The 19,943-nt window shown below is 58.7% G+C and carries 22 protein-coding genes; 13 read left to right on the plus strand and 9 right to left on the minus strand.

From position 1 onward, the window contains the following. The first annotated feature begins 57 nt into the window (after positions 1-57). Positions 58-1,008 carry a choline sulfate utilization transcriptional regulator gene (locus tag AB4N84_RS11085; RefSeq protein ID WP_460046354.1) on the plus strand — a complete coding sequence of 317 codons (951 nt, stop codon included), beginning with the start codon at positions 58-60 and terminating at the stop codon, positions 1,006-1,008. A gap of 46 nt (positions 1,009-1,054) precedes the next feature. Further along, on the plus strand, positions 1,055-1,387 hold the full coding sequence (locus AB4N84_RS11090; protein WP_460046355.1) for a DOPA 4,5-dioxygenase family protein: 333 nt from the start codon (positions 1,055-1,057) through the stop codon (positions 1,385-1,387). Between the two features lie 55 nt (positions 1,388-1,442). On the opposite strand, the gene AB4N84_RS11095 is transcribed toward AB4N84_RS11090, so the two are convergent. From AB4N84_RS11095 to trpB, 3 genes are all read right to left on the minus strand, one after another. Then, positions 1,443-1,943: an anti-virulence regulator CigR family protein gene (locus tag AB4N84_RS11095; RefSeq protein WP_460046356.1), complete on the minus strand. Its 501-nt coding sequence runs from the start codon at positions 1,941-1,943 to the stop codon at positions 1,443-1,445. Between the two features lie 125 nt (positions 1,944-2,068). After that, complete coding sequence (gene trpA / locus AB4N84_RS11100; RefSeq protein WP_074757482.1) at positions 2,069-2,881, minus strand: tryptophan synthase subunit alpha; 813 nt, start codon at positions 2,879-2,881, stop codon at positions 2,069-2,071. Next, a complete protein-coding gene (trpB, locus tag AB4N84_RS11105) occupies positions 2,881-4,107 on the minus strand; it encodes a tryptophan synthase subunit beta (protein ID WP_074757484.1) in 1,227 nt (408 codons plus the stop codon). The genes trpA and trpB overlap by 1 nt, the downstream gene beginning before the upstream one ends. A 121-nt stretch (positions 4,108-4,228) precedes the next feature. On the opposite strand from trpB, the gene AB4N84_RS11110 reads away from it, so the two are divergent. Next, a complete protein-coding gene (locus AB4N84_RS11110) occupies positions 4,229-5,128 on the plus strand; it encodes a LysR family transcriptional regulator (protein WP_460046358.1) in 900 nt (299 codons plus the stop codon). Here the strand turns inward: AB4N84_RS11110 and AB4N84_RS11115 are convergent, their stop codons facing one another. Further along, positions 5,129-5,455 (minus strand): ElaB/YgaM/YqjD family protein, encoded by a 327-nt coding sequence (locus AB4N84_RS11115; protein ID WP_120128247.1) that lies wholly within the window; start codon positions 5,453-5,455, stop codon positions 5,129-5,131. It lies immediately after the preceding gene. 202 nt (positions 5,456-5,657) lie between these two features. Between AB4N84_RS11115 and AB4N84_RS11120 the strand changes: the two genes are divergently transcribed. Further along, the gene (locus tag AB4N84_RS11120; protein ID WP_074757490.1) at positions 5,658-5,873 is read left to right on the plus strand and encodes a dodecin; all 216 of its coding nucleotides are present in this window, start codon (positions 5,658-5,660) and stop codon (positions 5,871-5,873) included. 150 nt (positions 5,874-6,023) lie between these two features. Further along, the gene (locus tag AB4N84_RS11125) at positions 6,024-6,248 is read left to right on the plus strand and encodes a DUF1161 domain-containing protein (protein ID WP_074757492.1); all 225 of its coding nucleotides are present in this window, start codon (positions 6,024-6,026) and stop codon (positions 6,246-6,248) included. A gap of 62 nt (positions 6,249-6,310) precedes the next feature. Here AB4N84_RS11125 and AB4N84_RS11130 read toward each other — a convergent pair whose 3' ends face one another. Beyond that, entirely contained in the window at positions 6,311-7,312 is a 1,002-nt protein-coding gene (locus AB4N84_RS11130; protein ID WP_074757494.1) for an LLM class flavin-dependent oxidoreductase, read from the minus strand. Positions 7,313-7,603: 291 nt separating this feature from the next. Between AB4N84_RS11130 and AB4N84_RS11135 the strand changes: the two genes are divergently transcribed. After that, positions 7,604-8,035 carry an OsmC family protein gene (locus tag AB4N84_RS11135; RefSeq protein ID WP_460046359.1) on the plus strand — a complete coding sequence of 144 codons (432 nt, stop codon included), beginning with the start codon at positions 7,604-7,606 and terminating at the stop codon, positions 8,033-8,035. Positions 8,036-8,167: 132 nt separating this feature from the next. Continuing rightward, the gene (locus AB4N84_RS11140) at positions 8,168-8,401 is read left to right on the plus strand and encodes a DUF1161 domain-containing protein (RefSeq protein ID WP_460046360.1); all 234 of its coding nucleotides are present in this window, start codon (positions 8,168-8,170) and stop codon (positions 8,399-8,401) included. An 84-nt stretch (positions 8,402-8,485) separates the two neighbouring features. Here AB4N84_RS11140 and AB4N84_RS11145 read toward each other — a convergent pair whose 3' ends face one another. Further along, positions 8,486-8,971 carry a PA0061/PA0062 family lipoprotein gene (locus AB4N84_RS11145; protein WP_460046361.1) on the minus strand — a complete coding sequence of 162 codons (486 nt, stop codon included), beginning with the start codon at positions 8,969-8,971 and terminating at the stop codon, positions 8,486-8,488. A 111-nt stretch (positions 8,972-9,082) separates the two neighbouring features. Here AB4N84_RS11145 and AB4N84_RS11150 point away from each other — a divergent pair, with 111 nt between their 5' ends. Next, positions 9,083-10,144, plus strand: coding sequence for an aminopeptidase (locus AB4N84_RS11150; protein ID WP_460046362.1), 1,062 nt, complete (start codon positions 9,083-9,085; stop codon positions 10,142-10,144). Between the two features lie 120 nt (positions 10,145-10,264). On the opposite strand, the gene AB4N84_RS11155 is transcribed toward AB4N84_RS11150, so the two are convergent. Together AB4N84_RS11155 and AB4N84_RS11160 are read right to left on the minus strand one after the other, a co-directional pair. Continuing rightward, complete coding sequence (locus AB4N84_RS11155; RefSeq protein ID WP_460046363.1) at positions 10,265-10,915, minus strand: HAD family hydrolase; 651 nt, start codon at positions 10,913-10,915, stop codon at positions 10,265-10,267. A gap of 171 nt (positions 10,916-11,086) precedes the next feature. After that, the gene (locus AB4N84_RS11160; protein ID WP_460046365.1) at positions 11,087-11,635 is read right to left on the minus strand and encodes a gamma carbonic anhydrase family protein; all 549 of its coding nucleotides are present in this window, start codon (positions 11,633-11,635) and stop codon (positions 11,087-11,089) included. Between the two features lie 54 nt (positions 11,636-11,689). Between AB4N84_RS11160 and prlC the strand changes: the two genes are divergently transcribed. Beyond that, positions 11,690-13,777: an oligopeptidase A gene (prlC, locus tag AB4N84_RS11165; RefSeq protein ID WP_460046366.1), complete on the plus strand. Its 2,088-nt coding sequence runs from the start codon at positions 11,690-11,692 to the stop codon at positions 13,775-13,777. Beyond that, positions 13,774-14,061, plus strand: coding sequence for a YheV family putative zinc ribbon protein (locus tag AB4N84_RS11170; protein WP_074757508.1), 288 nt, complete (start codon positions 13,774-13,776; stop codon positions 14,059-14,061). Before prlC ends, AB4N84_RS11170 begins: the two co-directional genes overlap by 4 nt. A gap of 62 nt (positions 14,062-14,123) precedes the next feature. Here AB4N84_RS11170 and AB4N84_RS11175 read toward each other — a convergent pair whose 3' ends face one another. Next, positions 14,124-15,770 carry a PI-PLC domain-containing protein gene (locus tag AB4N84_RS11175; RefSeq protein ID WP_460046367.1) on the minus strand — a complete coding sequence of 549 codons (1,647 nt, stop codon included), beginning with the start codon at positions 15,768-15,770 and terminating at the stop codon, positions 14,124-14,126. A 299-nt stretch (positions 15,771-16,069) separates the two neighbouring features. On the opposite strand from AB4N84_RS11175, the gene AB4N84_RS11180 reads away from it, so the two are divergent. From AB4N84_RS11180 to AB4N84_RS11190, 3 genes are all read left to right on the plus strand, one after another. Continuing rightward, complete coding sequence (locus AB4N84_RS11180; protein WP_460046368.1) at positions 16,070-17,128, plus strand: PA0069 family radical SAM protein; 1,059 nt, start codon at positions 16,070-16,072, stop codon at positions 17,126-17,128. Positions 17,129-17,489: 361 nt separating this feature from the next. Continuing rightward, entirely contained in the window at positions 17,490-18,218 is a 729-nt protein-coding gene (locus AB4N84_RS11185; protein ID WP_074757512.1) for a carbonic anhydrase, read from the plus strand. A 140-nt stretch (positions 18,219-18,358) separates the two neighbouring features. Continuing rightward, the gene (locus AB4N84_RS11190; protein ID WP_074757514.1) at positions 18,359-19,888 is read left to right on the plus strand and encodes a SulP family inorganic anion transporter; all 1,530 of its coding nucleotides are present in this window, start codon (positions 18,359-18,361) and stop codon (positions 19,886-19,888) included. The last annotated feature ends 55 nt before the right edge of the window (positions 19,889-19,943 follow it).

Genomic DNA, 19,943 nt, shown 5'->3' on the forward strand with positions numbered 1-19,943 from the left:
ACCCATGGGATCAGCGGTAAAGCCCATAAAACGCAATGCCTAGGATAAGCCACGCTTATGTTTGAAGCCCTCGGTGATATGTCATTGGACCTGCTGCGCGGTTTTGAAGCTGCCGCCCGGTTGCGTAGCTTTACGGCGGCCGCCGTCGAGCTCGGCACCACTCAACCGGCCATCAGCCAGCAAATCAAAAGGTTAGAAGAACAACTGGCAACGCGCCTCTTTGATCGCATCTACCGAGGCATTGAGCTCACCGACGCCGGCGAGATTTTGTTCAATCACGTGCAAAGTGGATTGCAGTCGATGGATGCCGGTCTGAGCCTCATCACCGAGCAGCATCAACATGAGGTATTGCAGGTCGCGACTGACTTTGCCTTCGCCGCGTATTGGCTGATGCCGCGCCTGCATCGCTTCCACAAAGACAACCCCGACGTGGACGTGAGCCTGGTGACCAGCGAGCGTAGCCACAGCATGCTGCGCGCGGACATCGACGTTGCCGTACTGTTTGGCGACGGGCGCTTCAAGCAGGGGGAAAGCCACTGGTTGTTCAGCGAGGAAGTATTTCCGGTCTGCAGCCCCAAGTTGCTGGCTGGACGCCCCCTGCCCTTACCCAACGAGGCGCTGAAGGAATTTCCGTTGTTGCACCTGCGTGGCGAAAACAGCACCAACTGGTTTGACTGGGGCGGCGTCTTTCGCGCGCTGAACATCGCCCAGGCGCCCGCGCCGGGACAGTTGCGATTCGACAACTACACATTGCTGATTCAAGCGGCGATCGGCGGCCAGGGTGTCGCCATTGGTTGGCGACATCTGGTGGACGATCTGCTGGATCAAGGCTTGTTGTGCCGTCCCATCGACGCTACGGCAATCTCGGGTTACGGGTATTACGTCGTCCTGCCCCAGCGCAAACGGCGGGTGCAGATCGTGCAGCGGTTTGTTGACTGGTTAAAAAGTGAACAGGCGTTGAGCGGGGATTCGTTGGTCGGCAAGCCGATGCCTTCCATCGCGATTTAGAAACGGCGAATGCACAATCGGCTCAGCCAAATTGAGGGAGAACACCATGTCAGCTGTTCAGGGCTATCACGCCCACGTTTATTTCGATGCCCAGACCATCGAGCAGGCGCGTGCGTTGTGCGAGACCGTAGCGGCCAAATTCGATATCCGCATGGGGCGAGTGCATGAGCGGCCTGTGGGGCCGCATCCCGACTGGAGCTGTCAGTTGGCGTTCGAGCATGCAAAGTTCGCTGATGTGATGCTGTATCTGGCGCTGAATCGCAACGGACTGGTGATCTTCACCCATCCTGATACCGGCGATGACCTTGCCGATCACACCGAGCATGCGATCTGGATGGGTGGGATTCGGGAATTGAATGTGGGGATGTTCAAGAAGTGATATCGGACGCATAACCCTTGTAGGAGCGCGCGCTCCTACAAGGATTGGGTGTGGCTTAGTTCAAAACACCTTCCAGGATCTCGTACACGATCCCGCTGCCGACCGCGATCAGGACGATGTCTGGCCCCAGACGACGCCATTCATAACCGTCGTAACGCGGCAGATATTGCAGCGAGCGGTCATCCAGACGACGGCCATAGCCGCGTGGCAGCGGATGGCCCCTCACGATGTGGACATTGGGCGGCAGTGGCTGGCCGCGGCCGATGATTTCGCGATGCTCTTGAATCGTGCGGCGAACGTCGCCGAAATCCTGCGGTGGGCGACCACCACGATGATCGTTGTCACGATTGTCGGCATGCTCGTCATTGCGATGATCGTTACCGTGATCATTGCCTCGATTGTCCTGTGGACCGCCTTGCGGGCCTCGGTCCTGATGTTGGCCAGGGCCATGGTCGTCATTGCCGCCACGTTGATCCGGCGGCGCCGCGTGGACCAGCGCGCTGGCGCTGAGCATCAGCACGCTTAACCCTGCGATCAAACGATTCGAGACTTTCATGTAGCGTGCTCCTGAGCAAATTCGAGTCAGCAAAAAGGGGTTCAGAATCAGGTTCTGAACCCCTTTGCTGTACTGCTTAGTCTGCTAACAAAGGTGGAGATTCCTCTGTATCAGAAACTTTACCTTCAGGACACACGGGCCTTACGCACGCCTTCGGACAGCTCGGCGCACAGCTTCAAGACACCGCTGACGGCCTGATCGGCGGACTGCGCGTTGGCGATCTGATCGATCAACGCAGAGCCGACTACCACGCCCTCGGCGACACGGGCGATGGCGGCGGCTTGATCCGGTGTGCGAATGCCAAAACCGATGCTGATCGGCAGATCGGTATGGCGACGCAAACGTGTGACCGCTTCTTTCACATGTTCGATGGTCGCCGCGCCCGCACCGGTTACACCGGCCACCGACACGTAGTACACGAAGCCCGAACTGCCATTGAGAACGGTTGGCAGACGGTTGTCATCGGTGGTTGGCGTGGTCAGGCGGATGAAGTCCAGACCCGCTTCCTGCGCGGGGTCGCACAGCTCGTTGTTGTGCTCAGGTGGCAGGTCGACCACGATCAGGCCGTCGACACCGGATTCACGCGCTTCGGCGATAAAACGCTCCACGCCGTAGTTGTGGATCGGGTTGTAGTAACCCATCAATACCAGCGGGGTCGTGGTGTCTTCGACGCGGAACTCGCGAACCATTTGCAGGGTTTTCGCCAGATTCTGCTTGGCGTCCAGCGCGCGAATGTTCGCCAGCTGGATCGCCGGGCCATCGGCCATCGGGTCGGTGAAGGGCATGCCCAGCTCGATCACATCGGCACCGGCTTTTGGCAGGCCTTTCAGGATCGCCAGCGAAGTGTCATATGCAGGGTCACCCGCAGTGATGAACGTCACCAAGGCGGCACGGTTTTGTTCTTTGAGGTCGGCAAAACGTGTTTGCAGGCGGCTCATCAGTGTTTCTCCTGCTTGGACAAATCCATATGGTGCATGACGGTTTGCATGTCCTTGTCGCCACGACCGGACAGGTTGACCACCATCAGGTGATCCTTTGGCAGCGTTGGTGCGCGCTTGAAGACTTCAGCCAGGGCGTGAGCGGTTTCCAGCGCCGGAATGATGCCTTCCAGACGGCAGCACTGGTGGAACGCGGTCAGGGCCTCGTCGTCAGTGACCGAGGTGTATTCGACGCGGCCGATGTCGTGCAACCACGCGTGTTCAGGGCCGATGCCTGGGTAGTCCAGACCGGCAGAAATCGAGTGTGCGTCGATGATCTGGCCGTCGTTGTCCTGCAGAAGGAACGTGCGGTTGCCGTGCAGTACGCCCGGAACGCCGCCGTTCAGGCTCGCTGCGTGCTTGCCGGTTTCGATGCCGTGACCGGCCGCTTCGACGCCGATGATGCGCACGGAGGTGTCATCCAGGAACGGATGGAACAGGCCCATGGCGTTGGAGCCGCCGCCGATGCACGCGACCAGGCTGTCTGGCAGGCGCCCCTCTTGGGCTTGCATCTGCTCGCGGGTTTCCTTGCCGATCACGGCCTGGAAGTCGCGGACCATCGCAGGGTAAGGGTGTGGACCGGCCACCGTGCCGATCAGGTAGAAGGTGCTGTCGACGTTGGTCACCCAGTCACGCAGCGCCTCGTTCATTGCGTCTTTCAAGGTGCCGGTGCCGGCCACCACCGGGATGACCGTGGCGCCCAGCAGTTTCATGCGGAACACGTTGGCCTGCTGACGCTCGATGTCGGTGGTGCCCATGTAGATCACGCATTCCAGGCCAAAGCGCGCGGCCACGGTGGCGGTTGCCACGCCGTGCATGCCAGCGCCGGTTTCGGCAATGATGCGCTTCTTGCCCATGCGACGGGCGAGCAGGATCTGGCCGATGCAGTTATTGATCTTGTGCGCGCCGGTGTGATTCAGCTCTTCGCGTTTGAGGTAAATCTTGGCGCCGCCGCAGTGCTCGGTCAGACGCTCGGCGAAATACAGCGGGCTTGGACGACCCACATAATCGCGTTGGAAATAGGCCAGTTCCTTGAGGAAGGCAGGGTCTTGTTTCGCGATCTCGTACTCACGGTTCAAGTCGAGGATCAGCGGCATCAGGGTTTCGGCTACGTAACGACCGCCGAACGCGCCGAACATGCCCCGCACGTCCGGGCCATTGCGATATTGGGTCTCTGTCTGGGACATAGGAACCTCCGAGGTGACGAATAGGGTGAGCCGTTAAGGCAGTGAACACACTTTAACCAGCGCAAAGGCCGATGAAAACCGATAAGATCGGCGCAACCTGTCAGAAAAACTCACAGATCCCATGAGCCGAGACCTTCCCCCGCTGAACGCCTTGCGTGCTTTTGAAGCCACTGCCCGCCTCAACAGTGTGAGTCAGGCTGCGGAGCAACTGCACGTTACCCATGGCGCTGTTAGCCGACAGCTGAAAGTTCTCGAAGAGCACCTGGGCGTTAGCCTGTTCAGCAAGGATGGTCGCGGCCTGAAACTCACAGATGCCGGTATTCGTCTGCGAGACGCCAGCGGCGAAGCATTCGACCGACTGCGCAGCGTGTGCGCCGAGCTGAGCCAAGGCAGCGCGGATGCCCCGTTCGTTCTCGGCTGCTCGGGAAGTCTTCTGGCGCGATGGTTCATCCCTCGGCTGGGAAGGCTGAACGCCGACCTGCCCGATCTGAGGTTGCATCTGTCCGCTGGCGAAGGGGATCTCGATCCGCGGCGACCGGGTCTGGATGCATTGCTGGTGTTCGCGGAGCCGCCCTGGCCTGCGGATATGCAGGTCTTCGAACTGGCGAGCGAACGAATCGGCCCTGTATTGAGCCCCCGTTTCGCGCGGTTCGAGGCGCTGTGCCAGGCGCCTGCACAGGCATTGCAGGGCGAGCCGCTTCTGCAAACCACCTCGCGTTTGCAAGCATGGCCCAGTTGGGCAAAGCAAAACGGTATCGATCCCGACGCGCTGCACTACGGTCAGGGTTTCGAGCATCTGTATTACTTGCTGGAGGCTGCAGTTGCAGGCCTTGGAGTTGCCATCGCCCCGGAGCCGTTGGTCGCGGATGACTTAAAGGCAGGACGCCTCGCTGCGCCATGGGGCTTCAGTGAAACCCCGGCGCAACTGGCTTTGTGGATACCCAAACGTGCCGCCGATGGGCGGGCGCAACAACTGGCCCAATGGCTCAGGCAAGAGCTGGCACGTTCAGGTCAGGTGTAATCAATTACCGCGCTTGCACAGCAAGTAGGCCGCCAGCAAACCGATCGCACCCACGGCGACGCCTGCGGTGGTCCAAGGATGCTCTTGGGCGTAGTCACGTGTGGCGACGCCGGTTTCGCGGGTTTTCACTTTAACGTCCTCATAGACATCGCTCAGCAGGCTGCGCGAATGGCTCAGCGCGCTTTCGGCGTTGGCCTTCAAGGTCTTCAAGGTTTTGCGCGACTCGTCCGAAGCGTCGGACTTCAAGCTCTCAAGTGACTTGAGCAAACTCTCGATCTCGGCTTCCATGCTTTGCAATGACGCTTTACGGGATGACGTGAATGCCATGATGTGACTCTCCTGCAGTGATGAGTGGCGTGTGTTGATTCCGACTACAGGGTTTTCAGAAAGTGCAGTGCGGGTTTCGAACAGCCGCTTTTTATGAACTTTTCAGCCGGTCCATGCGCCTCAAAGGTAGGCAACCCACGCCGGACGTCAGGAGCAGATTCGCTGCTACGCTCCAATCGAAGACCATTTGAGGAAAACTGCCATGACTGATCACCACACTTACAAAATGCTCGAACTGGTCGGCTCGTCGACCACCAGCACCGACGATGCGATTCAGAATGCGATTGCCCAGGCCGCCAAGAGCGTCAAGCTCATGGAGTGGTTCGAAGTGCTGGAGACGCGCGGGCATATCGAGAACGGCAAAGTGGCGCACTTCCAGGTGACCATCAAAGTGGGCTTCCGCATCGATAACAGCTGAAAAACCTGAACTTTTAAACTGGCCGAGTGCCATAGCCTTCGCTATACATACCCCGCCGTTCGTGAATTCGGACGCGAGGACTCTGTGATGGGCCGCTGATCTCCAGCGGCCTTTTACGCTTGAAAAGCGCCTGACGAGGGAGTGTGACCGATGAAGAAGATTCTTTTGGCGGTTGGGTTGTTGAGCATTGCGGGCACCACCTTTGCAGCCGGAAAATCGTGCGATGACGTGAAGGCGGACATCGACGCGAAGATCAAAGCCAAAGGCGTGGCGTCTTACACGCTTGAAGCTGTGGACAAAGGCAGCGCCGCAGACGGCAAGGTCGTTGGCACCTGCGACGGCGGCAGCAAGGAAATTGTCTACAAGCGCGGCTGATTCAGCCCGTTGTGCCCATAAAAAACCGACGCATCTGGCGTCGGTTTTTTTGTGTGCGCTGACTAGCCCTTCGCGACCTGCGCCAGAATCTCGTAAGAGCGCAGCCGATCAGCGTGCTCATACATGTCGCAGGTGAAAATCAGCTCGTCGGCGTCGGTCTGTTCCAGCAACACGTCCAGCTTGGCGCGGATCTTTTCCGGGCCGCCGACCATCGCAAGGCCCAGGAAGTCCATCACCGCTTCGCGTTCATGGGGCAGCCACAGGCCGTTCATGCTCTCGACCGGAGGTTTTTGCATCAGGCTCTGCCCGCGCATCAGGTTGAGAATACGCTGGTACACCGACGTCACCAGATACTCCGCCTGCTCGTCCGTATCGGCAGCCGCCAACGGCACGCCCAGCATGACGTAAGGCTTGTCGAGCACCTCGGAAGGCTGGAAATGGTTGCGATAGACCCGAATGGCTTCATGCATGTAACGCGGCGCGAAGTGTGAGGCGAACGCATACGGCAAGCCACGCTGACCGGCCAGCTGCGCGCTGAACAGGCTCGAGCCCAGCAGCCAGATCGGCACGTTGGTGTTAGTGCCCGGCACGGCGATGACGCGTTGGTGCGGCTGGCGCGGCCCCAGGTAGCTCATGAGTTCCGCGACGTCATCGGGGAAGTCGTCGGCGCTGCCGGAGCGTTCACGGCGCAGGGCGCGAGCGGTCATCTGATCCGACCCCGGCGCTCGTCCCAGACCCAGGTCAATACGGTCCGGAAACAGACTGGCCAAGGTGCCGAACTGCTCGGCGATCACCAACGGCGCGTGGTTGGGCAGCATGACGCCCCCCGAGCCGACGCGGATGGTCGACGTGCCGCCCGCCAGATACGCCAGCAGTACTGAGGTGGCTGAGCTGGCGATGCCGTCCATGTTGTGGTGTTCGGCGACCCAGAATCGGTTGTATCCCCATTTTTCGACATGTTGCGCCAGGTCCAGCGCATTGCGTAGCGAAACCGCCGGGCCTTTGTCCTCGCGCACCGGAACCAGGTCGAGGGTAGAAATCTTCACATCAGCTAATCGTTTCATAGGCCGCTGTTGATCCTCTTGGGGCTTGGTCTGGCGCCTCAAACGTTCGGGGCGTGAGAGCAATGCCTGCGTTAAGCCTAAATATTTGCGTTAAGCCATAGGATAAGGCCGGATTTTGAGGTTGCAATGGGCAGAGAGAAAATTCCTACTAATTTGGTCGGATTTTCCATAACCAAAAAAAGACAAATTAAGCACGCGTGTCATAACTGTTGAACTAACTCACGCCTACACTCCTCAGACTTTTGGTCCACGTGCGATCACTCGCACTTTTTTCATTCATGAGGAGACACCATGAGCATCGTCAAGAAAGCATCCGCCCACTGGGAAGGCGACCTGAAGACAGGTATCGGTAGCATCTCCACTGAAACCGGCGTTCTGCGCGAAGCCCCTTACGGCTTCAAGGCCCGCTTCGAAGGCGGCAAAGGCACCAACCCGGAAGAGCTGATTGGCGCAGCCCACGCGGGTTGCTTCTCGATGGCCCTGTCGATGATCCTCGGTGGTGCGAATCTGAAAGCCGAGAGCATCGACACTCATGCTGAAGTCACGCTGGCTCAGGACGGCGAAGGTTTCTCGATCACTGCTGTGCACCTGATCTTGAAAGCCAAAGTGCCAGGCGCTACTCAAGAGCAATTTGATGATCTGACAGCCAAAGCCAAAGAAGGCTGCCCGGTTTCCAAGGTGCTGAACGCCAAGATCACGCTGGATGCCACCCTGGTGAGCTGATCCCGCGTTGAGGCAACACCCGATGACCCGCACATGCGGGTCATCTGCGTTTTGGGCCAAGGAGAACCGGCTCGTCGCGGCAAGGTCATATGCAGGGCCGATGCGACTCGCACGGCATCGAAGGAGTCGAACATGAAACGCATCGCCGCAACCCTGATCATCAGTGCACTGACCAGCAGCGTGTTCGCTGCTCCCAAACCCTGCGAAGAACTCAAGGCCGAGATCGAAGCCAAGATTCAGGCGCAGAACGTCAGTTCATACACGCTGGAAGTCGTCAGCAACGAAGAAGTTCATGATCAGAACATGGTCGTGGGCACCTGTGAGAACGGCACCAGGAAGATCATCTATCAGAAGAATGATCGGTGAGTTCGTACACTACACACCCTCCTGTGGGAGTGAGCTTGCTCACGACGAGGTCGTTACACCCATGACGCTTCCGAGGTCTGTAACTCAGTATTCGTGAGCAAGCTCACTCTCACAGATCATCACCCGGCGGAACACCGACTCGTGATGAGCGATGTCACGGAATACAAAAATCTCGCCCTCTTCCGCCAGCACTTTGCGTTGCTCGTCTCGCAGCTGGGCGTCGATGCTGTTGGCGATGTGGCGCACGTCGAGGCGATAACGGTGGCCCGCTTCGAAATGGTCGTAGTTGATCGTCACGTAGCACGTCAGCTCGTTGTAAATGTCCATCGACAGTCCCATCCCGCCCGGTGCGTATTCATAGTCGTAGCGCACTTCGAGTTTGTGTTTGCCTGGTGTGACCTGAAAATAGCGGCCATCCTCCGTACGCACACCGTCCAGTTTGTCGGCCATCAGCGTCTTGCCGGTGAACGTGTGCAGGTCGATCCAGGCTTGTTGCGGATCGACCGCAGGCAATGGACCGGCGCATCCAGCCAGCAGACTCAGAGCAAGGATCGACAGGGGCAGGCGCATGACAGACTCCGCATTCAGGCAGATGACGATGATGGTTGCGTCAGAGGCTGGCTCTGCGGCATAACGCTCGGGATGAGCAACCTGGGTATTTTTCTACGTTAAGGCCGCCGGATGAATCGACTCAAAACAACGTGGTTGCGGCGCGGCGTGCCGATGCTGGCGATTTTACTCCTCAGCGGCTGTTCCAGTCTTTCCTATTACACGCAATTGGCCAGCGGTCAGTTGGCGTTGCTCAGGGCGCACGAGCCGGTGAGCGATATCATTGCCGATCCGCAGCGTGATCCCAAGCTGCGCGACCGTCTGCTCAAGTCGCAGCAGGCCCGCGCGTTCGCCAGCCAGCACCTGCATCTGCCGGACAATCAAAGCTATCGGCTGTTTGCGGACATCCATCGGCCTTACGTGGTCTGGAACGTCTTCGCCACAGGCGAGTTTTCTCTTGATCCGGTGACCCATTGCTTCCCCATCGCAGGTTGCGTCGCCTATCGCGGTTACTACGACCAGAATGCGGCGCGAGGGGAAGCGGCGTTGCAGAAGCTCGACGGCAAAGACGTGTACGTCAGCGGCGTCGAGGCCTATTCGACCCTGGGCTGGTTCAACGATCCCATCATCAGCTCAATGATGAACTGGGGTGATGAACGTCTGGCGACGTTGATCTTTCACGAACTGGCGCACCAGCGGTTTTATGTGAAGGACGACAGCGAGTTCAATGAGTCCTACGCCACCTTCGTGGAAGAAGAAGGCACCCGGCAGTGGCGGGCAGCGCGAGGATTGCCGCCCGAGACAGCGTCCTCCCAGACGCAACGTCGTGATCAACTCACGCAACTGGTGCTCAATACCCGGGACCGTCTCAAAGCGCTCTACGCCGAGCCTCTTGGCGCGGACGTCATGCGCCAGCGCAAGACGGCAGAATTCGAGCGTCTGCGCAGTGAATACAGACAGATGCGTGACAGCCAATGGGGCGGCGACAAGCGTTTCGATGCGTGGGTGTACGCACCCATGAACAACGCCCGGTTACTCCCGATCGGACTCTATGATCAGTGGGTGCCCTCGTTCGAGGCGCTGTTCAAACAGGTGGACGGCGATTGGCCGGCGTTCTACGCAGCCGTCGAAAAGCTGGGCGGGTTGCCCAAGGACGAGCGCAAGGCCGCGCTGGAGCGGTTGGCGAAGCCTTGAGCCTGACGTCAGACCTGTAGGAGCGCGCTTGCCCGCGATTGCGGCCTTCCTGAAACATCAATGCCGGATGACACACCGCAATCGCGGGCGAGCGCGCTCCTACAATGGGAAGTGGTGCGGTCAGGATTTGAGACACGCCTGATGCAGCGCTTTCAGCGATTCAAAGTGATACGTCGGCGCTTCGGCTTCCAACTCTTCGCGACTGCCAAACCCATACCCTACCGCCGCCACGTCCAGCCCGTTGCGCTTACCGCCAATGAGGTCGTGCTTGCGGTCGCCGATCATCAAAGTCTGCTTGGGATCGAGTTTTTCCTCGTCCAGAAGATGGCGAATCAATTCGACTTTATCAGTCCGCGTGCCGTCCAGTTCGCTGCCGTAGATCAGCCTGAAGTGCCGGGCAAAGTCAAAGTGCCGGGCGATCTCATGGGCGAATACCCAGGGTTTTGACGTCGCGATAAATAACGTGCGGCCTTGATCGGACAGCAGGTCGAGCAGCTCGAAAACGCCATTGAACACCAGATTTTCGTACAGGCCGGTGACCTTGAACCGCTCGCGATAGAACCCCACTGCTTCCCACGCTTTGGCCTCATCAAAATCGTAGGCGCGCATGAATTGCTGCAGCAGCGGTGGCCCGATGAAGTGCTCAAGGCGAGTGATGTCGGGCTCGTCGATTCCCAGTTTGCTCAGGGCGAACTGGATCGAGCGCGTGATGCCTTCGCGCGGATCGGTCAGCGTGCCGTCCAGGTCGAACAGAATATTCTGGTAATGCATGTCGTCTCTCAGAAGCGTGAAGAGAATGTCTGGGTGATGCACGGACTCTGTGGGAGCGAATTCATTCGCGAGAGGCCCGCACATCCGCAGGGGGTGCGTCGAATGTACCGACGTCTCGCGAATGAATTCGCTCCCACAGGTTAATCAGCGTCCAGGGGAAAGCTGTCTTGCTCAGCAGGGCTTGTCGAAACCTTCGGCCAGATGCTGGTCCTTGAGCTTCACGTAATTGCTCGCGCTGTAGGGGAAGAAGGCGATTTCCTTCTCGGTCAGCGGGCGAACCTGTTTCACCGGCCGGCCAACGTACAGGAAGCCCCTTTCCAGACGCTTGCCCGGCGGCACCAGGCTGCCAGCACCAATGATCACTTCGTCTTCGACGACGGCGCCGTCCATGATCGTGCTGCCCATTCCGATCAGGATACGGCTGCCAATGGTGCAGCCGTGCAGCATGACCTTGTGGCCGATGGTCACTTCGTCGCCGATCAACAGCGGGAAACCGTCCGGGTTGAACGGCCCCGCGTGCGTAATGTGCAGCACACTGCCGTCCTGAACGCTGGTGCGGGCGCCGATACGGATGCGGTGCATGTCGCCGCGAATCACCGTCAGTGGCCAGACGGAGCTGTCGGCGCCGATCTCGACATCGCCGATAACAATGGCCGAATGATCGACAAACGCCCGGTCGCCAAGGGCCGGTGTGTGATTCTGGAAAGTACGAATAGCCACAATAGGCTCCTTCTCTGGCGCTGATAGCTGCGGTCAGCGCCGATTCTAATTAAGATGCTCAGGTGTTTCTTCCAGCCAAGGTGCCAAACCGTGAGCGCGAACAACCCTCTTTTGCAATCGTACGACCTGCCACCTTTCTCGGCGATCCGCGCCGAGCACGTAAAACCTGCCATTGAGCAGATTCTTGCCGACAACCGCGCCGCGATTGCCGACATCCTCGCCAAGCAAGGTACGCAGCCTACATGGGCTGGGCTGGTGCTGGCGATGGACGAACTGAACGATCGTCTGGGCGCGGCCTGGAGCCCGGTCAGCCATCTGAACGCTGTGTGCAACAGCGCCGAACTGCGCGAAGCCTACGAATCGTGCCTGCCGGCATTGAGCGCCTACTCCACTGAGATGGGCCAGAACCGCGAACTGTTTCAGGCCTTCGAAGCCCTGGCCAACAGCCCGGAAGCCGCCGGTTTCGACGTGGCGCAGAAAACCATTCTGGAACACTCGCTGCGTGACTTCCGCCTGTCGGGCATCGATCTGCCGCCCGAGCAGCAGAAGCGTTACGCCGAAGTGCAGAGCAAACTGTCGGAGCTGGGCAGCCAGTTCTCCAACCAGTTGCTCGATGCGACTCAAGCCTGGACCAAGCATGTCACCGACGAAGCCACCCTCGCCGGCCTGACTGATTCGGCCAAGGCGCAAATGGCCGCTGCGGCCAAGGCCAAAGACCTCGACGGTTACCTGATTACCCTGGAATTCCCGAGCTACTACGCGGTGATGACCTACGCCCACGACCGCAAGCTGCGCGAAGAAGTCTATGCAGCCTACTGCACCCGTGCGTCGGACCAAGGCCCGAATGCTGGCAAGAACGACAACGGCCCGATCATGGAGCAGATCCTCGACCTGCGTCAGGAGCTGGCAAAACTGCTGGGCTTCGCGAGCTTTTCCGAGTTGAGCCTGGCGACCAAGATGGCCGAGTCCAGCGATCAGGTGCTGAGCTTCCTGCGTGATCTCGCCAAACGCAGCAAGCCATTTGCTGCTCAAGACCTGCAACAGCTGAAAGCCTACGCCGCCGAACAGGGCTGCCCGGACCTGCAAAGCTGGGACAGCGGCTTCTATGGCGAGAAACTGCGGGAACAGCGTTACAGCGTGTCTCAGGAGGCACTGCGCGCCTACTTCCCGGTCGACAAGGTGTTGACCGGGTTGTTTGCGATTGTACAAAAACTGTACGGCATCGAAATCGCCGAGCAGAAAGGCTTCGACACGTGGCACCCGGACGTCCGTCTGTTCGAAATCAAGGAAAACGGTCAGCACGTCGGCCGCTTCTTCTTTGACCTCTATGCCCGCGCCAACAAGCGCGGCGGTGCGTGGATGGACGGTGCGCGTGACCGTCGTCGCACATTGGCCGGCTCGCTGCAAAGCCCGGTTGCCAATCTGGTGTGCAACTTCACCCCGGCGGCACCGGGCAAACCTGCCCTGCTGACCCACGATGAAGTGACGACGCTGTTCCACGAGTTTGGCCACGGTCTGCATCACTTGCTGACGCGTGTTGAGCACGCGGGCGCCTCGGGCATCAATGGCGTGGCGTGGGATGCGGTCGAGCTGCCAAGCCAGTTCATGGAGAACTGGTGCTGGGAGCCGGAAGGTCTGGCGCTGATCTCCGGTCACTACGAAACCGGCGAGCCGCTGCCACAGGATCTGTTGGAAAAAATGCTCGCGGCGAAGAATTTCCAGTCCGGCCTGATGATGGTCCGACAGCTGGAGTTCTCCCTGTTCGACTTCGAATTGCACGCCACCCACGGCGACGGTCGCACCACGCTGCAAGTACTGGAAGGCGTGCGTGACGAGGTTTCGGTCATGCGTCCGCCTGCCTACAACCGCTTCCCCAACAGTTTCGCGCACATCTTTGCAGGCGGTTACGCCGCCGGCTACTACAGCTACAAATGGGCTGAAGTACTGTCGGCAGATGCCTTCTCCAAGTTCGAAGAAGACGGCGTGCTCAATGCCGAAACCGGTCGCGCGTTCCGTGAGGCGATTCTGGCCCGTGGCGGTTCGCAGGCGCCGATGGTGCTGTTCGTCGACTTCCGGGGACGCGAGCCTTCGATTGACGCACTCTTGCGCCATTGCGGCTTGAGTGAGGAAGCGGCAGCATGACCGATACACCGCACGTGATTACCAAGAAACGCTTCATCGCCGGGGCGGTCTGCCCGGCGTGCAGCGAGCCCGACAAGTTGATGATGTGGAGCGAGGACGATGTTCCGCACCGCGAGTGCGTGGCCTGTGGGTATTCAGACACGCTCAATGCCCAGGGTCAGTCGATCCCGAAAGAGCTGGGCACACGCGTCAATAAGCCTGTGCCGAAACCGGCTGATCCGAAGGTTCAGGGGGTGCAGTTCTTCCCTAATCCGAAGTTGAAAAAGCCGGTTGATCCCAGCTGAAGGCATAACCCGTTCAAACAAAAAAGGGATACCCATGGGTATCCCTTTTTTAGGCGGATCAGTTAATTCGCTTTCCCGCCTATTTCGATATATGAGATTTTGCCATCAACATGGTGCCTGTGATTGGTCACCTTGAAGTAGCTAGATGTGTAGTTTCTGTTAAAGGACGGGACGGTCATTTGCGAGGTAATGTCGCGAAGGATTTCCACCGTGGTGTAGCCCTCCTTGTACTCGCCGTTAGGATGTCCGACGACCGTGAACGTACTGCCGGCTTTCGCTTTTGTAATCCGCGCCGAGCGTATTTCATCGTTGGAGCAGCCGTACCCATTGCTCTTCATTTTAAGGTCGAATCGACGATTGAATGGCACTGTACAATCGAGACTCTGACTGGCGCCCGATCCTTCATAGAAAGAAATACTCGCATCAGAAAAATCGGTGGGTGTCTTGCTGATTTCGATGCGCGATACTTTCCCGTTCAATCCATTGTTCCGGACGAATGCGCTTCTGTAGGCTTCTGTCTTATAACTGCTTTCGAACGATGGGATGATAATCCGCTCATTCATTGAAATGTCTCGCAAGACATCAATGATCACATGGTCATCGTCCCGATTCCCCGACCCATTGTCGAAAAGAGTGATTCGCGTATTTTTGGCAACACCGCTTAAAGACATTGATCGGGCTTCATCGTTCTCGCACCCGTTGGCTTTGCGATTGACAAGCCCAGGCTTCACTGGAATAACGCAAACGATGTCCTCCCTTTTCGTTGCGCCAGGCCCTTCATGCAGGTAAATGCCGCCGTTATTGAGTGCGTTGGTGTAACGATCAACTTCGCCGCTGGCATAGTTGTTGACCCCGACGAAGTTCGGCGCACGACCGCAATTGTCCTGACGGCGCTGTAAATACGTCATGTTGTTGTCGTATTTAGCGGAGTCGGGTGTGGTGGAAGTGCCGTGGTGAAATTGGTTCATCAGAAACAATCTTTTCCATTGTTTACCCGTCGACCGATCTACTTGCGAGGTGTTCAGCGGCAGCCTGTCCCAGCGCGTCGGGCAGGACCAATTGTGGGCGGCGCCAATGTTGGTCGCTACCAGCCCCAGCGTGTCCCACCGGTTTTGTACGATCCAGTCCTGGTCATACAGCACGGTGACCGTTTTTCCCTGCACCGTATAATTGCCGGCTATTTCAGACCTGTCAGTGAGGAAAATCAGCCGATTATTTTTTGCCGCCATTTCCCGCAACGTTGGCCAGCGCGTGGCCGGAAAGTTTGCCGGATTGAAGGACAAACTTGCCAGATCGGGAAGAGTGTTGAAAACCTGCTGAAGCTGATCGCGACTGACGTAGGTTTCCAGGAAGATCGTGACGACTTCTGTAGGGTTGGCTTTCAGAAAGGGAATGAACTCGTTCTTTAACTGCGAGGAAAACGCGCCGTAGCAGGCCAGTGTCTTATGGCAGACTTTTATGGCCAGCTCAGGTCGCACGGCGTTGGTATCGGGATAGATATCAATCATGAAGCCCCGTACGCCGTCTTTCAGTTGCGCGGGCATTTCCTTGAGGTTCTGGTTAATTTTTTCGTAAGAGTTATGGGTGGTCACCCAGGAATATTCGTTGAATGGCTTGTCTCGAGAATCAACCGGCGCTGCATGAGCGCTTAACGTGACAGATGCACAAACCGCCGCCACGGTGGCGACGAGGGGATATTGTTTTTTCACTGTCGAAATCCTTTTCGATGAGTGTTTTGGTTATTTGAACGTGTGTTTTCTATCGCTCCTTGGCGTCATTGGCGCCGGGGTCATTAGTAGCGGTTCGGGAAAAAGCATGCAAACCGGCGCTATTTCAGTGTGTGTCGAGATCAACGTATCGACCCCTTGATTTGTACATAGAGGCCGAGCGCCCCCCTGCGCAGTGGAGGCGCCGTTGATCGATCGGACGCTAAATTTTTCGGGTACGACGTGGAGGGTTCGCGGGTTTCGCGATACTGTATATATAAACAGTCATCAGGATTGACCGCATGTCCACCCCACTGCCTCCGCGCGGTCGCGGCACCGCCACCAATCCGCACAATCGCTTTGCGCCAAATCGCTCGGTGGCGGAAGACGACGGCTGGTATCAGGAAGTGCCCGTCACCCAAGGCACCACCGTCACGCTGGAAACCGCCAAAAGCATCATCGCGCGCAATTCCTCGCCGGACATCCCTTTCGATCGTTCGATCAATCCTTACCGTGGGTGTGAGCACGGTTGCATCTACTGCTATGCGCGGCCCAGTCACGCCTATTGGGACATGTCGCCGGGGCTGGATTTCGAGACGAAGCTGATCGCCAAAACAAACGCGGCGGCGTTGCTGGAGCAGCAATTGTCCAAGCCGGGCTACAGCGTTGCGCCGATCACGCTGGGTGCCAACACCGACCCGTATCAACCCATCGAGCGCGAATACAAGATCACACGCGCCACCCTGGAAGTGCTGCTGCGCTACCGTCATCCGGTCACGATCATCACCAAAGGCTCGTTGATTCTGCGCGATCTGGACCTGTTGGCTGAATTGGCAAAGCAGCGGCTGGTCTCGGTGTTCATCAGCCTGACATCACTGGACGACGAGCTCAAACGCATTCTCGAACCGCGAGCGGCGGCGCCCAAGGCCCGATTGCGGGCGATCAGGGTGCTGCGTGACGCCGGTGTGCCCGTGGGCGTGCTCCTTGCGCCGATGATTCCCATGATCAACGACATGGAGCTTGAAAAATTGATGAGCGAAGCCAAGGCCGCGGGTGCCTTGAGTGCGAGCTATGTGATGTTGCGGCTGCCGCTGGAGGTCGCGCCGCTGTTCGAGGAATGGCTGCAGGCACACTATCCGCAGCGCGCCGAGCACGTGATGAGCCTGGTCCGTCAGAGTCGTGGCGGCCAGGTGTACGACAGCCGCTTCGGTTCGCGAATGCGCGGCGAAGGAGTATTCGCAGAGCTGCTGGCACAGCGCTACAGTATTGCGGTGAAGAAACTGGGCCTGAACCGACGCGACAGTTTCCAGCTCGATTGCGAGGCGTTTTGTCCACCGGGCGGGCAGATGTCGCTGTTGTGACTCGCGTGGCGTCTTACCTGTATTGCGCTTGATCTGAGGAGCGTGGCTTGTCCCGCGATCTGCGGCTAAGCGGTAGTCAATGCGGTTACCCTGTCAGAAACTGTGAGCAGGTTTACGACGGGGGCCCGCCGTTCGCGGGACAAGCCACGCTTCTACAGACTTGCTGCGATTAAGGTTTTCTTAAGCAAGACCCGCAGGCTAGAGCGATGCATTCAGTTTCAATTAAGTTTTGGCCGTTAGGGTAACTGCAAGTGACCGGCTGGTCGCGTGCAAAGGGAATTGTCCGTAATGCCAGAAAAAAGTGGGTCGTCCACCGGGAAACACGGGAATATCCACTTCAATCCGACAGTGAGGATCAGAGATGAGTAACCAGGATAAGTCGCAGTCGGCCGCCTCGACAGGCGCTTCGACTACAGAGTCCGCCGATGTAGCACTGCAGCACATCGTTGATGGCTTCAAGCATTTCCGCCATGACGTCTTCCCCCAGCAGGAAGAGCTGTTCAAGAAACTCGCGACCGCACAGCATCCAAAAGCGATGTTCATTACCTGTGCCGATTCGCGCATCGTTCCTGAGCTCATCACTCAAAGCTCGCCGGGCGATCTTTTCGTGACGCGTAACGTGGGCAACGTCGTACCGCCTTACGGGCCGATGAATGGCGGCGTCTCAACCGCCATCGAGTACGCGGTGCTGGCGCTGGGTGTGCAGCACATCATCATTTGCGGACATTCCGATTGCGGCGCCATGCGTGCGGTACTCAACCCGGACACCCTGGAAAAGATGCCGACGGTAAAAGCCTGGCTGCGTCATGCCGAAGTCGCCAAGACCGTGGTGCAGGACAACTGCAGCTGCACCGGCGAGCACGAAACCATGCACGTGCTGACCGAGGAAAACGTCATCGCGCAACTGCGCCATCTGCAGACGCATCCTTCGGTGGCATCGAAGATCGCCGCCGGCCAGTTGTTCATTCATGGCTGGGTGTACGACATCGAGACCAGTGAAATCCGCGCCTACGATGCCGAACAAGGGACATTCCTGGCCCTCGATGGCGAACACTCCATTCCAATGGCGACGCCTCGAAAGCGCTATTGACGATCAGCGACTGATCACACCCAAGAGCCTGTGAATCCACTTCACAACTGACGGTTCGAACCTCATTCAAGCTCGTAGCGGCCGCGCTTTGCGCGTGCCGTCGGGCGTTGTCACGTCTGAAGATTTACCGGAGAGTCGTCATGGCTACTACAGATCTCAAATCCTTGTTACCACGGGAGCTGCTGGCTTCCGTGGTGGTGTTTCTTGTGGCGCTGCCACTGTGCATGGGTATCGCCATCGCGTCGGGCATGCCGCCCGCCAAAGGCCTGATCACCGGCATCATCGGTGGCCTGGTGGTCGGCTGGCTTGCGGGCTCGCCGTTGCAGGTCAGCGGTCCGGCGGCAGGTCTTGCGGTGTTGGTGTTCGAGCTGGTTCGTGAGCATGGGATGGCGATGCTCGGCCCAATTCTGCTGTTGGCCGGCATGCTGCAACTGCTCGCGGGCCGCTTCAAACTCGGCTGCTGGTTTCGCGTGACGGCGCCCGCCGTGGTCTACGGGATGCTCGCCGGGATTGGCGTTTTAATCGTGCTTTCCCAGGCCCATGTGATGTTCGACAGCGGGCCCAAGCCTTCCGGGCTGGATAACCTGATCGCCTTCCCGCAGACCCTGTTGGGCGCAGTCGGCCCGGGCAGCGGAATGCAAGCGGGTTTGCTGGGTCTGGGCACCATCGCGGTGATGTGGTTATGGGAGAAGCGGCGGCCCCATGCGTTGCGTTTTGTGCCGGGTGCGCTGCTGGGCGTGGGCATCGCCACGGCGGTGAGTCTGTTCATGAGCTTGCAGGTCAAGCGCGTCGAAGTGCCGGCCAACCTTGCTGAAGCGATCGACTGGCTGCGCCCTGCCGACCTGCTGAACCTGGCGGACCCTGCGATCCTGATCGCGGCCATTGCCGTGGCGTTCATTGCCAGCGCCGAGACGCTGCTGTCCGCCGCGGCGGTGGATCGCATGCATGACGGCCAGCGTTCGGATTTCGACAAGGAACTGAGCGCTCAGGGCGTCGGCAACATGCTCTGCGGTCTGGTCGGCGCGCTGCCAATGACGGGCGTGATCGTGCGCAGCTCGGCCAACGTGCAGGCCGGTGCGAAGACGCGTCTCTCGGCGATGTTTCACGGCCTTTGGCTGTTGGCGTTCGTGTTGCTGCTGTCCAGCGTGCTGCAGAGCATTCCGGTGGCGAGTCTGGCGGGCGTGCTGGTGTACACCGGTTTCAAACTGGTGGACCTCAAGGCGCTCCGAGGTCTGGGTCGTTATGGCCGCATGCCGATGTTCATCTACGGCGCGACAGCGTCGGCGATCATCCTCACGGATCTGTTGACGGGCGTATTGATTGGCTTCGGTCTGACACTGGTGAAGCTGGCGCTGAATGCGTCGCGTCTGAAGATCAACCTGGTGGATCTGGAGGCCGAGGGGGAGATGGAGTTGCGTCTGAACGGCGCTGCGACGTTCCTCAAGGTTCCGGCGTTGACGCAGGCGCTGGGGGCTGTGCCGCCTGGCACCACGCTGCACGTACCGCTGAGCAACCTCAGTTACATCGACCATTCCTGCCTTGAGTTGCTGGAGGAATGGGGTCGCGCCAATGCCGCGCAAGGCTCGCGCTTGTTACTGGAGCAGCGTTTGCTCAAGCGGCGCGTCGAAGGACGGATCCGGACGTCAATTGGCGGCGCGGCGTTGCATTGATAATCCCGGCTTTTACCTGACCTTGTAGGAGCGCGCTTGCCCGCGAAGCGACATG

The organism is Pseudomonas sp. S2_H01, assembly GCF_054668305.1.